Origin of the sequence: Micromonospora sp. LA-10, assembly GCF_051853095.1 — a bacterium.
Taxonomy (GTDB): Bacteria; Actinomycetota; Actinomycetes; order Mycobacteriales; family Micromonosporaceae; genus Micromonospora; species Micromonospora echinospora_A.
On sequence record NZ_CP195710.1, the window covers coordinates 1,436,040 to 1,450,936 of the forward strand.

Consider the following 14,897-nt stretch of genomic DNA (forward strand, 5'->3'; position numbering starts at 1 on the left):
AAGGGTGGGTGGTGAGGTGGTCGGAATGGCTGGTGGCGGGCGGTACCGCTGGTTGCGCCGGATCGAGGAGCTCGATCCGGTCCGCGACCATCACGAGATCTACCGGCTCTCGGCCGGGTACGAGTTCCCCTTCGACTACCAGCGCGCGCTGGAGCTGGCGCTGCTGCGCACGTACTGCGTGCCGAGCATCTCCGCGCTGCTCGACGCGACAGGCGAGTTCCGGGTGCGGGCACAGCAGCGCTACGACGACACCGCGCTGCTGATGGCGGAGATGGTCGAGCACGGGTACGACTCACCGCGCGGCCGGGAGGCGCTGCGGGTGATCAACCGGGCGCACGGCCGGTACGCGATCTCCGACGACGACATGCGCTACGTGCTGTCCACGTTCGTCTACGAGCCGATCGACTGGCTGGACCGGTACGGCTGGCGCCCGCTGCACGAGCACGAACGGCTCGCCGCGTTCCACTACTACCGCGCGGTCGGCGCGCGGATGGGCATCCGGGACGTCCCGGCGGACTTCGACGCCTTCCGGGACTTCAAGCGCGAGTACGAGCGCGCGAACTTCCGCTACGCCCCGAGCAACGAGCGCGTCGGCGCGTCCACGCTCGACCTGTTCGCGTCCTGGTATCCGGCGCCGCTGCGCCGCGCGGCCCGGCTCGGCGTCCTCGCGCTGCTGCCCGCCGACCTGCGGGCCGCGTTCGGCTTCCCGGCCGCGCCGCGCTGGCTGTCCGGGGCGCTCGCCGCCGGGCTGCGCGCCCGGGCGGCGGTGGTGCGGCTGCTGCCCGCGCGCAGGACGAGCCGGCTGACCCGCGCGCCGCGCAACCGCACCTATCCCGGCTACCCACGGGGGTACCGGCCCGCCGACCTCGGCGCGCCGCCACCCCCGCCCGGCATCGACCCGGCGCTACTGCGTGACGGGCTCCGCCGCCACCCCGGCGGCCGTGTAGAGGGCGTCGATCCGGTCGCCGTACCGGTCGACGATGATCCGGCGCCGTAGCTTCAACGTCGGGGTCAGCTCGCCGGACTCCGGCGTCCAGGCCGACGGCAGCACCTGGAAGGACTTGACCTGCTCGGGGCGGGCGAGCCGGGCGTTCGCCGCGTCCACGGCGGCCTGGATCTCGGCCAGCAGCACCGGGTCCGAGGCCAGGGCGGGCAGGTGCGGGTCGCTGACGCCGTGCGCCCGCGCCCACTGGGGCGCCACCTCCTCGTCCAGCACGATCAGCGCCGTGACGTACGGCCGGCGGTCGCCGATCGCCACCGCCTGACTGATGAGCGGGTGCGCCCGCAGCAGGTTCTCGATCTGCGCCGGGGAGATGTTCTTCCCGCTGGAGGTGATGATGAGTTCCTTCTTGCGGTCGGTGATGGTGAGGAAGCCGTCGGCGTCGAGCGTGCCGACGTCGCCGGTGGCCAGCCAGCCGTCCGCGTCCACGACCGGCTCGACGCCGCCGTCCTCGCGCAGGTAGCCGGAGCACACCAGCGGGCCCCGGACAAGGATCTCGCCGTCGTCGGCGAGGCGTACCTCCATGCCCACGTTGGGCCGGCCGACCGTCCCGGTGCGGAAGTGGTCCGGGGTGTTGAGGGTGGCGGTGCCGGTGGTCTCGGTCAGGCCCCACACCTCCAGCACGTCGACGCCGAGCCCGGCGAGGAACCGCAGCACGTCGACCGGGATCGGGGCGGCGCCGCTGCCGGGCCAGACCATGTTCTGCAGGCCGAGCGTGGACTGCAGCGGGCGGAGCACTGTGGCGCGGGCCTGCTCCACCCGGGCGGCCAACTCGTCGGGCACCGGCTTTCCGGCCGCACGCAGCTCGTACGCCTCCAGCGTCACCGCGCTCGCGGCGGCGACGGCGGCGCGGACCGCGGGCTCGGCGCCGGCCAGGTGGGCCTGCACACCGGCGGCCATCTTCTCCCAGACCCGCGGCACCCCGAAGAACGAGGCGGGACCGACAGCGCGCAGCGCCGCGACGAGTTGCGTGGCGTCGGGGCAGATGGTGACGTGCCCGGCGCGGTAGATCGCGTTGTAGATGCCGAGGAACCGTTCGGCGATGTGCGCGAGCGGCAGGTAGGCCACCGTCGGCGCGTGGTCCGGGACGGACACCATCGCGTCCAGCGCCACCGCCTGGTAGATCACGTTGTGGTGGCTGAGCACGACGCCCTTCGGGTTACCAGTCGTCCCGGAGGTGTAGAGCAGCGTCACCGGCTGCTCGGGCCGGATCGCGCGCCAGCGCCGTTCGAAGGCGTCCGGGTCCGCCTCGTGGGCGGCCCGGCCGAGGGTACGCACGCGCGACAGCGGCACCGCGTCGGCGGCCGGTTCACCCGGCTCGTCCACCAGCACCACCCGGAGCAGGTCCGGCAGGTCGGCCAGGATCGGCCGCCAGCGTTCCAGTTCGGCCGGCCCCTCCAGCACGAGCACCTGCGCGGCGCTGTGCCGCGCCAGGTAGCGCATCTGCTCGGAGCTGAGCGTCGGGTAGATGGTGGACGGAACCGCGCCCAGGTGAACCGCGGCGAGGTCGACCAGCCAGTGCTCGGCGCGGCTGGACATCATGATCAGCATGTGCCGTCCCGGCTCCAGGCCGATCTCGGCCAGGCCGCCGGACAGCTCGGCGACCTCGTCGCGCAGCTCGGCCCAGGTGCGGGTGTCGTCGCGGCCGAGCGTGGTCAGCGCCGGCAGGTCGGCGAACTCCTCGGCGTTGCGGTGCAGCAACGCCGGGACGGTCAGGTCGGCGGCTTTTCTGACGCAGTGGTCGGCAAGTACGTCGGCGGGGTCCATGGAGTTCTCCTTCGCACGCAACCGGGCCTGGTGGTGGCAGGGCTGGCCGCACCCCTCGCCGTGGTGCCGCGGGGCTCCGCAGCCGATGGCAGCACTGTAAACGAGGGTTAACTTCCTGGGAAGAAGCAGCGGTGGATACGTGCTCATCCAGATCGGACGCGTCTGCCGGAGGAGAACGACGACTAACCGCGCCGGCTCACTGCGCGGTCCAGCCGCCGTCCACGTGCAACACGCTCCCGGTGACGTAGCTCGCCGCGTCCGAGGCCAGGAACAGCACCGCGCCGACGACCTCCTCGGGCCGTCCGAACCGGCCCATCGGGATGCGTTCCCGCAGCCGCTGCGACCACTGCTCGTGGCCACGCAGCCCTTCCGTCATCGGGGTCTCCAGGTAGCCGGGCGCCACCGCGTTGACGCGTACGCCGGCCGTCGCCCACTCCAGCGCCAGCGCCCGGGTGAGCTGCTCGACCCCGCCCTTGCTGGCGCTGTACGCGGCCAGGCGCGGAAAGCCGACCTGACCGTGCACCGAGGACATGTTGACGATGCTGCCCGCGCCCTGCTCGATCATGACGGCGCCGGCCGCGCGGGCGCAGAGGAACACCCCGGACAGGTTGGTGTCGATCACCCGCTGCCAGTCGGCGAGACTCAGCCGCTCGCTGCGCCACAGCGCCGGGCTGATCCCGGCGTTGTTGACCAGCACGTCCAGGCGGCCCCACCGCCGCTTCGCCAGGGCCACGGCCGCGTCGGCGGCGGACTCGTCGGCGACGTCCCCGGCCACCACCTCGGCCGTGCCGCCGGCGGCCACGATCCGGTCCCGGACCGCGGTCAGCGCGTCCACGCGCCGGGACTGGAGGACGACCGAAGCGCCGGCCCGCGCCAGCCCTTCGGCGATCGCCGCGCCGACGCCCTGGCTGGCCCCGGTCACCCACGCGACCCTTCCCGTCAGTGCCTGCCCGACCAGCGCCACCGTGGACTCCCCTCACCTTGATCCATCGACAGTTGTCATAACGAGCCTTGTGGACGCCGTTACGGCGTGCTCTCATGTGATACACGGGCGCAACATTTGTTTCACCGTATCAGCGGCCTCGACCCCCGAGGAGTGAGTGGACGTGGAACCAGTCAGCAGGCGCAAGATGTTGAAAGCCGGCGGAGCGCTGGGCGCGCTCGGCGCGTTGAGCGTCGCCGCCCCGGCCCAGGCCCGGTCGGCGTGGACCTGGTCACCCCAGGGTTCGGTGGCCGGCGCCGGCGCGGGCGTCGACCCGCGGTGGGTGTGGGACGAGGAGGCCGATCCGCTCGTCGCCTCCCTCCTCGACCGCGGCGACGCGCCACTGGTCAACCAGTTGCTGCGCACCTGGACGAAGAACGGCCAGCCGCTGCCGGCCGGCCTCCCCGCCGACGTACGCGCGTTCATCGAACGCGCACGCGTGCTGCCGTCCTGGGTGGACCAGGGCAAGCTGGCCACCGCCGTGCGCTTCAACGAGAAGCGCGGACTCTACCTCGGTGTGCTGTACGGACTGGCCAGCGGCATGATGAGCACCGTCATCCCGAAGGAGGCCCGCGCCGTCTACTACTCCAAGGGCGGCGCGGACATGAAGGACCGCATCTCCAAGACCGCCAAGCTCGGGTACGACATCGGCACCGCCAACGCCTACCAGCCCGACGGCTCGATGATCGTGACCGCCGTCAAGACCCGGCTGGCCCACGCGGGCGTCCGGCACCTGCTGCCGCAGTCGCCGGACTGGGCCGACGTCGCGCCGGAGGACATCCCGATCAGCCAGCGGGACCTGATGGTCACCTGGCACAGCCTGCCGACCACTGTCATGCGGAAGCTGACCGACTGGCGCGTCCCGATCCCCGCCGCCGAGTCCGCCGCGTTCCTGCACCTGTGGCAGGTCGCCGCGCACATGCTCGGCATCAAGGACGAGTACATCCCGGCCACGTGGAGCGAGGCGAACGCCCAGGCGGGCGAGGTCCTCGACCCGATCCTCGCGCCCACCCGCGAGGGCAACGCGCTGGCCGACATCCTGCTCGGCCTCGGCAAGGAGATCGACGCCGGGCTGCTCAGCAAACCGATCCTCGGCTCGTTCACCCGGTTCCTGCTCGGCAACCAGATCGCCAACTGGCTGGAGATCCCGCGCGACCTGCTCTGGGACACGCTGCTGCGGACGAGCTGGGGCCCGTTCATCGCGGTCCGGGAGGCACTGCTGCCGTTCCCGCTCGCGCCGGAGTGCTACTGGCTCTTCGACGAGTTCCTGCGCAAGCTCGCCCTGCTGTTCCTGTCCGAGGGACAGTCGATAAACATCGAGATCCCACTGGGCAACCGCGAGTTCTGAGCACCGTGCCCGTCCCCCGGTTCGTCGGGTACGTGCTGGCCGCGCCGATCCTCGTGGCCGCGGCCGAACTCACCGCCGCGTACCCGGCGACCGCCCGGACGCCGTCGCCGGACGTCACCGGGCTGCTCGGCCTCGGCGACATCATGACGGCGGCGGCCCTGCCCGGGACGGCACTGATCGCCGTCGAGATCGACCCGGACGGCACCGTGTCGTGCACGCTGCCGCCGGGCCGGCCGGGATACGGCAGCGGCGCCTCGGCCGCCGAACTGATCGCCGAGGAGCTGTCCCTGCCCCGCCGCCGGGTGCGCGTGCCACCGGCCGGCGCGGGCGCACGGGCGGCGGTCGCCACCGTCCGGGGCGCGCCCCATCCGGCCGTTCCCACCCGTACCCCCGTCCGGGTCGCGGTGGCGGTGGCCCGGCGGCGGCTGCTGGAGGCCGCGTCGGCGACTCTCGGCACGCCCGTCGCCGGCCTGCGGCTCGCCGCGGGCGCCGTCACCGACCGCGCGGGCCGCCGCCTCGACATCGGCGCACTCGCCGTCACCGCCGCCAGCACCAGCACGATCGCCGTGGCCGTCGACCTCACGCCACGGTGACCGGCGCCGCCGATTCAACAGCCCCCTGCCGGGTAGCAGTCCGAGGGACGGCACCGGAGAGGGGACATACAGGCATGAAGGCACTGACCTGGCACGGCAAGCGGGACGTTCGCGTCGAGGACGTCCCGGACCCCCGGATCGAGGAGCCGACCGACGCGATCATCCGGATCACCTCGACCGCCATCTGCGGTTCCGACCTGCACCTGTACGAAGTGCTCGGGCCGTACCTGAAGCCCGGCGACGTCCTCGGGCACGAGCCGATGGGCATCGTCGAGGAGGTCGGGCCCGGGGTGACCCGGCTCAAGAAGGGCGACCGGGTGGTCGTCCCGTTCAACATCTCCTGCGGCTCGTGCTGGATGTGCGAGCGGCAGCTCTACGCCCAGTGCGAGACCACGCAGGTCACCATCCAGGGCAAGGGCGCGTCCCTGTTCGGCTACACCTCGCTGTACGGCTCGATCCCCGGCGGCCAGGCCGAGTACCTGCGCGTGCCGCAGGCCCAGTTCGGCCCGATCACGATCCCGGACAGCGGCCCGGACGAGCGCTGGCTCTACCTGTCCGACATCCTGCCCACCGCCTGGCAGGCCGTGAAGTACGCGGACACCCCGCCCGGCGGCACGCTCGCCGTGTTCGGGCTCGGCCCGGTCGGGCAGTTCAGCGCCCGGATCGGCCGCCACCTGGGCGCCGGCCGCGTCATCGGGCTGGACCTGGTCCCCGAGCGGTTGGAGATGGCCCGCCGGCACGGCATCGAGGTGCTCGACGTCAGCGAGCTCGACGATGTGCCCGGCACGCTCATCGACCTGGTCGACGGGCGCGGCCCGGACGCGGTGATCGACGCGGTCGGCATGGAGGCGCACGGCGCGCCGCTGGGCAAGATGGCCCAGACCGCCGCCGGGCTGCTCCCGGACAAGCTGGACCAGGCGATGACCGACAAGGCCGGCGTGGACCGGCTCGTGGTGCTGCACGCCGCGCTCAAGGCCGTGCGGCGCGGCGGCACCGTGTCGATCTCCGGCGTGTACGGCGGCGAGCAGGACCCGATGCCGCTGATGGAGATGTTCGACAGGGGCATCCAGCTGCGCATGGGGCAGTGCCACGTACGGCGCTGGGTCGACGACATCATCCCGCTGCTGGAGCGCGACGACGACCCGCTGGGCGTGGAGGACCTGCGTACCCACCGGCTGCCGCTGACCGACGCGCCGCGCGCGTACGAGATGTTCCAGAAGAAGGAGGACGGCTGCGTCAAGGTCGTGCTCGCGCCGTGACCCGGACGGTGGTCGTCACCGGCGCGACCAGCGGGATCGGCCGGGCGACCGCCCGGGAGCTGGCGGGCCGCGGGGACCGGCTGGTCCTCGCGGCCCGCTCCCCCGCCACGCTCACCGAGGTGCGCGACGAGTGCCGGGCCGCGGGCGCGGCGGCGATCACCGTACCGATGGACGTGACCGAGCCCGGCGCGGTGGCCGCGCTCGCCGACGCGGCGCAGGCCGAGTACGGCGGCGTCGACGCCTGGGTGCACACCGCCGCGGTGATGTCCTACGGCCGCTTCGACGAGACCCCGGCCGAGGTGTTCGAGCAGGTGGTCCGCACCGACCTGCTGGCCGCCGCGGCCGTGGCCCGGGAGGCGCTGCTCCGGTTCCGGGCCGCCGGCGGCGGCACGCTCGTGCTCACCGGCTCGGTGCTCGGGCACATCACCGCGCCCTACATGAGCGGCTACGTGGCGGCGAAGTGGGGCCTGCAAGGGCTGGCCCGCACGCTCCAGCAGGAGGCGCGGGAGACACCGGGCATCGCGATCTGCCTGGTCAACCCGGGCAGCGTCGACACACCCGTCTACCGGCAGGCGGCCAACTACCTGGGCCGCATCGGCCGGCCGCCACTCCCGATCGCCTCACCCGAGCGGGTGGCCCGCGCCATCGCGCAGTGCCTCGACCGGCCCCGCCGGGAGGTCTCGGTGGGACGGCTCAACGTGATCATGCGCTTCGGCTTCACCGCCCTGCCCGGGGTGTACGACGTGCTGGTCGGGCCGCTGATGCGCCTGGCCGGGCTGACCCGGCAGCCGATCGCCGCCCACCGGGGCATCGTGTTCGCACCGAACCCGGCCGGCGAGGCGGTCCGGGGCGGCTGGCTGCCCGACGTGTCGCAGGTGGTCCGGGCCGTGGGCGGGCGCGCGGCCGGCGTGGCGTCGGCGGTACGACGCCGGCTGCCCTGACCGCCGCGCGGGCGGACCGTGGCGCGGGTCGTTACCGTGTACGGCGGGACACTGCGGAGGGACGAGCATGCGGCAACCAACGGGGCAGGAACCGGACCGGACGCGCGGCGGGCGGATGTGGAAACTCGCCGGGCTGGCCGCGGTGGCCGGGCTGGCCTGGGCGGCACGGGACGTACCGGCCCAGCTCGGCGGCCGGCTCACCGGCGACCGGGCGGAACGGGCGGCCCGGTCCCCGCGGTTCCGCGACGGCACGTTCCACAACCCGGCCGGCGCCAGCGCCACCATGGTCGCCGACCCCGGCCGCAACCTGCTCCGGGAACTGGTCTTCGGCAAGCAGAAGCGGCGCCCGGACAGCCCGGTGCCGCTGCTGCGCCCCGGCGCCGCGCCCGCCGCCGACCCGGACCGCGAGCTGAACGTCATCTGGTACGGCCACGCCTCCACGCTCGTCGAGATCGAGGGAAAGCGGGTGCTGCTCGACCCGGTGTGGAGCGACAGGTGCTCCCCGTCCGGGCTGGTCGGCCCGCGGCGCATCCACGAACCGCCGGTCCGCCTCACCGACCTGCCCCCGCTGGACGCGGTGCTGATCTCGCACGACCACTACGACCACCTCGACATGGACACCGTCCGCACGCTGGCCGATCTCCAGTCCGCGCCGTTCGTGGTGCCGCTCGGCGTCGGCGCCCACCTGGCCCGCTGGGGCGTACCCGAGCACCGCATCATCGAGCTGGACTGGTCGGAGAGCCACCGGGTCGGCGGGCTGACGCTCACCGCCACCGCCGCCCAGCACTTCTCCGGCCGGGGGCTGCGCCGCGACGGCACGCTCTGGAGCTCCTGGACGATCACCGGCACGCACCGGAAGGTCTTCTACACCGGCGACTCCGGCTACTTCGACGGGTACGCCGCGATCGGCGCCGAGCACGGCCCGTTCGACCTGACGCTCATGCAGATCGGCGCGTACGACAGGGCGTGGCCGCACATCCACATGTTCCCGGAGGAGGCGGTCGCCGCCCACCTCGACGTGCGCGGCGGACTGCTGGTGCCGGTGCACTGGGGCACGTTCAACCTGGCCCTGCACGACTGGTCCGAGCCGGTGAACCGGCTCTGGGCCGAGGCGAAAGCCCGGGACGTGCGGCTGGCCGTGCCGCGCCCCGGCGAGCGGGTGGTGGTCGACGAGCCGCCGGCGGTCGACGGCTGGTGGCAGGACATCGCCTGACCGAGGGCTGCCGCACTTCGTGCTCTGACCCGGCGGCTCAGAGCACGAAGGCGTCCGTCCAGAGCGCGCCCGAGCGGCCCGACAGCGCGTCCAGCATGGCCACCGCCTGGCCGTCGGTGAGCTGCGCGACGAAGTCGATGATCGCCCGGCCCCGGGCCCGGCCGATCCGGTCCGGGGTACGCGGGTGCAGCTCCGCCTCGGCCAGCTCGACCAGGTCGTGCAGCCGGCGCGGCAGCCGCGACTCCTCGTCCGGGTCCAGCAGCCACTCCCAGAGCGCCTCCACCAGCGTGCCCAGCAGCCGGGCCTGGCCACGCTGGTGCAGCGCCAGGTCCGGCCGGGCCAGCACGAACCGGTGGTGCACGAACTTGAGCACCTGCACCTCGTGCCACTGCGCCTTGGTCAGCAGCACGTACCCGGAGCGGACGTGCGGCTCCGGGGTCACCGTGATGGCGTCCACGAAGCGGGTGGTCCAGCGGGCGGAGAACCGGGCGACGTACTGCTCGGCCTCGATCGAGCCGTCGAACGGCAGCGCCAGCAGCCCTTCGACCAGTTCCTCGCGCACGTGCTCGACAGCGGCGGCGAACGCCTCGTCGTCGGCGATCCAGCCGTCCTTGCGGTGCAGGTGCCGGCGCAGCCGCTCGATCGCCGCGCCGGGGCGCCGGCCCGCCGCCTCCAGCGCCGGGGCGGTGATCGACCGCAGGTGCCCGCACTCGCGCTGCCAGGCCATCAGCTCGGCCGCCACCGCGCCCTGCTGGAGCACCCCGACGCGGTAGAAGTCCTCCACGTCGTGGATCGCGTACGCGATGTCGTCGGCGGTGTCCATCACCGACGCCTCCGGGGTCTGCTGCCAGTCCGGGATCCGCCCGGCGAACGGCTCCCGCGCCTGGCGCAGATCGTCCAGCTCGGTGCGGTACGCGCCGAACTTCACCGACCCGCTCTCCGGGTCGTCCGGCGGCGCCGCCGCGCCCCGGGGCGCCGGGTCGAGGTGCCGTGGGTGCGGGTCGGGATGGTCCAGGCGGGTCCACGGGTACTTCAGCATCGCGGCCCGGACCGCGGCGGTCAGGTCCAGTCCGGTGGTCGCCGCGCCACGGATCTCGGTGCTGGTGACAATCCGGTACGACTGCGCGTTGCCCTCGAAGCCGTCGGCCAGCCCGAGCCGCTGCCGGGCCAGCCGGTCCAGCACCCGCTCCCCCAGGTGCCCGAACGGCGGGTGGCCGAGGTCGTGCGCGAGCGCGGCCGCCTCCACCACCTCCGGGTCGCAGCCGCCGAGCTTGTCCAGCAGGTCCCGGTACGCCGGGTCGGCCGTCAGCCGCTCCGCGATCGCCCGGGCCACCTGGGCAACCTTGAGGCTGTGGGTGAGCCGGTTGTGCACCAGCAGCCCCGACCCGCCGGGACTGATCACCTGGGTGACGCCGTTCAGCCGGGCGAAGAACGGCGAGCCGACGATCCGGTCCCGGTCGGCCCGGAACGGGCCGGCGGCCAGGTCGCCGAGCGCCCGGGCGCTGCCCCCGAAGAGCCGCCGGGCCCGCGGATCCGCAGGTGCCTCCATGATCGCCACGCTAGCGCAGACGGCGGCGGGCCGGGCACAGCCGGTCGGAGGCGAACGGCACAATGCAGGGCGGAAACCACCCGAGAAGGCGGATGACAATCGTGACCCAGTCAGTGCACCAGCGGATCGCCGAGGAACTCGGCGTCGCCGAACGTCAGGTGCGGGCAGCAGTCGACCTGCTCGACGGCGGCGCCACAGTGCCGTTCATCGCCCGCTACCGCAAGGAGGCCACCGGCCTGCTCGACGACGCGCAGCTGCGCACGCTGGAGGAGCGCCTGCGCTACCTGCGTGAGCTGGACGAGCGGCGCGCGGCCGTGCTGGAGTCGATCCGCGGCCAGGGCAGGCTCGACGAGGCGCTGGAGGCGCAGATCCTCGCCGCCGACTCGAAGTCGCGCCTGGAGGACATCTACCTGCCCTACAAGCCGAAGCGGCGCACCCGCGCGCAGATCGCCCGCGAGGCCGGGCTGGAGCCGCTCGCCGACACGCTGCTGGCCGACCCGGCGCAGGACCCGAAGGCGGTCGCCGCCGGGTTCGCCGACCCGGACAAGGGCGTCGCGGACGCCGCCGCCGCGCTGGACGGCGCGCGGGCCATCCTGATCGAGCGTTTCGCCGAGGACGCCGACCTGATCGGCACGCTGCGCGAACAGATGTGGTCGCGGGGCCGCCTGGTCTCCCGGGTACGCGAGGGCCAGGAGACCGCGGGCGCGAAGTTCGCCGACTACTTCGACTTCTCCGAGCCGTACCCGAAGCTGCCGTCGCACCGCATCCTCGCCATGTTCCGGGGCGAGAAGGAGGGCGTGCTGGAGCTGACCATGGACCCGGAGGCCGACGGGGACGCCGACGCGAACCCGGGCCCCAGCCGCTACGAGGCGGTAGTGGCCGGCCGGTTCGGCGTCAGCGACCAGGGGCGGCCCGCCGACAGGTGGCTGGCCGACACGGTGCGCTGGGCCTGGCGTACCCGGATCCTCATCCACCTCGGCGCGGACCTGCGGATGCGGCTGTGGCAGGCGGCCGAGGAGGAGGCCGTGCGGGTCTTCGCCACCAACCTGCGCGACCTGCTGCTGGCCGCGCCGGCCGGCACGCGGGCGACGATGGGCCTCGACCCGGGCCTGCGTACCGGCGTGAAGGTGGCGGTGGTCGACGCCACCGGCAAGGTGGTCGCCACCGACACGATCTACCCGCACGAGCCGCGCCGGCAGTGGGACGCCTCCCTGCACACGCTCGCCACGCTCGCCGCCGCGCACGGCGTCGAGCTGATCGCGATCGGCAACGGCACCGCCAGCCGGGAGACCGACAAGCTCGCCGGTGACCTGATCAAGCGGCACCCGGAGCTGAAGCTGACGAAGGTGGTGGTCTCCGAGGCGGGCGCGTCGGTCTACTCCGCCTCCGCGTACGCCTCCCAGGAACTGCCCGGTCTGGACGTCTCGCTGCGCGGCGCGGTGTCGATCGCCCGCCGCCTCCAGGACCCGCTCGCCGAGCTGGTCAAGATCGACCCGCGGTCGATCGGGGTCGGGCAGTACCAGCACGACCTGTCCGAGGTGAAGCTGTCCCGCTCGCTCGACGCGGTGGTGGAGGACTGCGTCAACGCGGTCGGCGTGGACGTCAACACCGCCTCCGCGCCGCTGCTCACCCGGGTCTCCGGCATCGGCGCCGGGCTGGCCGAGAACATCGTGCTGCACCGCGACGCCAACGGGCCGTTCCGCACCCGGGCGGAGCTGAAGAAGGTGCCGCGGCTCGGCCCGAAGGCGTTCGAGCAGTGCGCGGGCTTCCTGCGCATCCCCGGCGGCGACGACCCGCTGGACTCCTCCAGCGTGCACCCCGAGGCGTACCCGGTGGTGCGCCGCATCCTCTCCTCCACCGGGCAGGACCTGCGCGCGCTGATCGGGAAGTCGGCGATCCTGCGTGGCCTGCGCGCCACCGACTTCGTCGACGACACGTTCGGCCTGCCCACCGTCACCGACATCCTGGCCGAGCTGGAGAAGCCGGGCCGCGACCCGCGCCCGGAGTTCCGGACCGCCACGTTCGTCGAGGGCGTGGAGAAGATCAGCGACCTGACGCCGGGCATGGTGCTGGAGGGCGTGGTCACGAACGTGGCCGCGTTCGGCGCGTTCGTCGACGTGGGCGTGCACCAGGACGGCCTGGTGCACGTCTCGGCCATGTCGCACACGTTCGTCAAGGACCCGCGCGACGTGGTGAAGTCCGGTGACGTGGTGAAGGTCCGGGTGCTCGACGTGGACGTGCCGCGCAAGCGGATCTCGCTGACGCTGCGCCTGGAGGACGAGGCGCCGGCCGGCGGCGGACGCCCGGCGGGCGGCGAGGGCCGGGGCGGTCGGGGCGGCGCCGGTCCGCGCCCGGGCGGCCAGGGTCGCGGCGGGCAGGGCGGCGGCGGCCAGCGCGGCGGCTCGGGCGGCGGCTCGGGCGGCGGCTCGGGCGGCGGGCAGGGCGGCGGCGGCCAGCGCGGCGGCGGGCAGGGCGGCGCGGCGCGCGGTGGCCAGCAGCAGCGGCCGGGGCGCGGTGGCGGCGGTCCGGCCCCGGTCAACGACGCCATGGCGGAGGCGCTGCGCCGCGCCGGGCTGGCCTGACACGTCCCGCTGCCGGGCCGAGGCGGCGGCATCGCCACCCTTGATCAACACAATCTCGCCGAGGTGGTGGCATCAGAGGCACCGCGACACCACCGCTTCGGCGAGCTGGAGTTGATCACGCCGGGCGGGGCAGCGCGCCGCGAACGGGTCACGCCTGCCAGAGCAACCGCAGCCTCGGCGGTGCGCGCCCCGGTCCCGACGGCCTCTGCGCCGGGCGGCGCCGGTTCCGCGTACCCTCGCGGTCGTGGGCGGTGAGGACGACGAGCGGTGGCGGGAGCGGCAACGCCACGCGGTGCGGGCGCACGCGGAGGCCGCCGCCCGCGAACGCGAGGCCGAGCAGGCGGAGGCCGCGGAGCTGGTCGCCCGCTTCGCGGCCGAGGCGCTGCGGCGCGGGCTGCGCGCCGACCGGCTGACCGCCACCGGCCACGACGGGCGCGGCCGCTACCGCACGCGGATCACCGGCTGGTACGTGGACCGGGCGCACAGCCGCGCGGTCGACACCGACGGGCGCTTCTACCTGCTCACCGTGCCGCCGGGTCTGCGGGCGCGGCTGCTCGGGGCGGACCCGCCGCCCAGTCCGCCGCCCCTCGTCATCGGCCGGGGCGGCCGGGACGGCGAGTCCGTGCCGCTGGCGACGCTGCTCAGCCGTCGTCTCGACGCGGGCGACGACTGGCGCTGACCGGGGACGGCGGCCGATCTGCCCGCTGCCGGGGCACCGCGTGCGCGGCCCGCCGGGCGACGTGCCGCCACCAGCACAGCTGAACCACGAGCGTGAGCAACCCGGCGAGCACGATCGCGGCCAGGTTGATCACCAACTGGAGGGCGGAGCCGGCCGCCTCGTGCCACACGCCGTACGCGGACGCCACAGCCACGTTCGCCGCCGCCGGCACGGTGGTCACCGAGATCAGCACACCCACGAGCGACCCGGACTTCTTCGAGGTCAGCGACAGCATGCCGGCCACGCCCGCGAGCAGGCCCACCACCCAGGACAACGCGTCCGGACGCCAGATGAAGTCGGTCATCGGCCGTTCGGCGAGCAGCATGTCCCGGTCGACGAGACCAGTCGCGGTGAGCGCCCAGGTGCTCAGCACGGTGGCCGCCATGGCGACGAGGAAGCCGACGGTCAGCGCCTGCACCGAGCGGCCGACCACGCGCGGCTGGCGCCGCAGCAGCGCCACGCAGAGCGCGGCGAGCGGGCCGAACTCGGGGCCGACCACCATCGCGCCGACGATCAGGATGGGCTGGTCCAGCAACACACCGATGCCGGCGATCATGGTGGCCACCACGATCAGGGCGAGGAACGTGCCGGTGAGCACCGTCTGCTCGCCGGTCTTCGCGGCGATCTCGTCCCACACCACGGCGTCCTCGCCGTGGCCGGGGGCCTCCTCAGCGGCCCGGTCGGCCGCCTCGGACAGGGTCAGCTCCACGTCGTCGGCGGCGATCCCACCGCGTACGTCCACGTCGAGGTCCTGAAGGCGGCGCAGGACGTGGTCTGCGCTTTCCCGGACCACGTCGCACAGGACGAGGTCGCCGGCGGGCCGGCGGGCGGCCCCGGGGACGACGACCAGGTGGGTCACGCCGGGCTCGCCGCCGAGCAGGTCCACGACGGCGGACGAGCGGTCGCCCGGCGCGATGATTCGCAGGTGCAGCACTGGCGCACTCT

Annotated in this window: 12 protein-coding genes; 8 read left to right on the forward strand and 4 right to left on the reverse strand. The window is 73.9% G+C overall.

Going from position 1 to position 14,897, the window contains the following annotated elements; translation table 11 throughout:
- Positions 1-25: 25 nt before the first annotated feature.
- Complete coding sequence (locus ACSDG8_RS06730; protein ID WP_210894949.1) at positions 26-997, forward strand: oxygenase MpaB family protein; 972 nt, start codon at positions 26-28, stop codon at positions 995-997.
- On the opposite strand, the gene ACSDG8_RS06735 is transcribed toward ACSDG8_RS06730, so the two are convergent.
- A complete protein-coding gene (locus ACSDG8_RS06735; protein WP_210894950.1) occupies positions 905-2,767 on the reverse strand; it encodes an AMP-dependent synthetase/ligase in 1,863 nt (620 codons plus the stop codon). The two genes, ACSDG8_RS06730 and ACSDG8_RS06735, sit on opposite strands and share 93 nt — an antisense overlap.
- Positions 2,768-2,963: 196 nt before the next feature.
- Positions 2,964-3,689: an SDR family NAD(P)-dependent oxidoreductase gene (locus ACSDG8_RS06740; RefSeq protein ID WP_439427736.1), complete on the reverse strand. Its 726-nt coding sequence runs from the start codon at positions 3,687-3,689 to the stop codon at positions 2,964-2,966.
- 208 nt (positions 3,690-3,897) lie between these two features.
- Here ACSDG8_RS06740 and ACSDG8_RS06745 point away from each other — a divergent pair, with 208 nt between their 5' ends.
- The 5 genes from ACSDG8_RS06745 (at position 3,898) to ACSDG8_RS06765 (ending at position 9,103) form a co-directional block, all read left to right on the forward strand.
- Positions 3,898-5,097 (forward strand): oxygenase MpaB family protein, encoded by a 1,200-nt coding sequence (locus ACSDG8_RS06745; RefSeq protein WP_247678620.1) that lies wholly within the window; start codon positions 3,898-3,900, stop codon positions 5,095-5,097.
- A gap of 5 nt (positions 5,098-5,102) precedes the next feature.
- Positions 5,103-5,690 (forward strand): molybdopterin cofactor-binding domain-containing protein, encoded by a 588-nt coding sequence (locus ACSDG8_RS06750; RefSeq protein ID WP_307871178.1) that lies wholly within the window; start codon positions 5,103-5,105, stop codon positions 5,688-5,690.
- A gap of 74 nt (positions 5,691-5,764) precedes the next feature.
- Positions 5,765-6,949: a zinc-dependent alcohol dehydrogenase gene (locus ACSDG8_RS06755; protein WP_439427737.1), complete on the forward strand. Its 1,185-nt coding sequence runs from the start codon at positions 5,765-5,767 to the stop codon at positions 6,947-6,949.
- Positions 6,946-7,890: an SDR family NAD(P)-dependent oxidoreductase gene (locus ACSDG8_RS06760; RefSeq protein ID WP_210894954.1), complete on the forward strand. Its 945-nt coding sequence runs from the start codon at positions 6,946-6,948 to the stop codon at positions 7,888-7,890. The genes ACSDG8_RS06755 and ACSDG8_RS06760 overlap by 4 nt, the downstream gene beginning before the upstream one ends.
- 67 nt (positions 7,891-7,957) lie before the next feature.
- Entirely contained in the window at positions 7,958-9,103 is a 1,146-nt protein-coding gene (locus tag ACSDG8_RS06765; RefSeq protein WP_210894955.1) for an MBL fold metallo-hydrolase, read from the forward strand.
- 37 nt (positions 9,104-9,140) lie between these two features.
- On the opposite strand, the gene ACSDG8_RS06770 is transcribed toward ACSDG8_RS06765, so the two are convergent.
- Positions 9,141-10,652 (reverse strand): deoxyguanosinetriphosphate triphosphohydrolase family protein, encoded by a 1,512-nt coding sequence (locus ACSDG8_RS06770; RefSeq protein WP_210894956.1) that lies wholly within the window; start codon positions 10,650-10,652, stop codon positions 9,141-9,143.
- A gap of 101 nt (positions 10,653-10,753) precedes the next feature.
- On the opposite strand from ACSDG8_RS06770, the gene ACSDG8_RS06775 reads away from it, so the two are divergent.
- Together ACSDG8_RS06775 and ACSDG8_RS06780 are read left to right on the forward strand one after the other, a co-directional pair.
- Positions 10,754-13,234 carry a Tex family protein gene (locus ACSDG8_RS06775; protein ID WP_210894957.1) on the forward strand — a complete coding sequence of 827 codons (2,481 nt, stop codon included), beginning with the start codon at positions 10,754-10,756 and terminating at the stop codon, positions 13,232-13,234.
- A 244-nt stretch (positions 13,235-13,478) separates the two neighbouring features.
- Complete coding sequence (locus ACSDG8_RS06780) at positions 13,479-13,913, forward strand: hypothetical protein (RefSeq protein ID WP_210894958.1); 435 nt, start codon at positions 13,479-13,481, stop codon at positions 13,911-13,913.
- On the opposite strand, the gene ACSDG8_RS06785 is transcribed toward ACSDG8_RS06780, so the two are convergent.
- On the reverse strand, positions 13,876-14,886 hold the full coding sequence (locus ACSDG8_RS06785) for a DUF389 domain-containing protein (protein ID WP_210894959.1): 1,011 nt from the start codon (positions 14,884-14,886) through the stop codon (positions 13,876-13,878). The two genes, ACSDG8_RS06780 and ACSDG8_RS06785, sit on opposite strands and share 38 nt — an antisense overlap.
- Positions 14,887-14,897 lie beyond the last annotated feature (11 nt).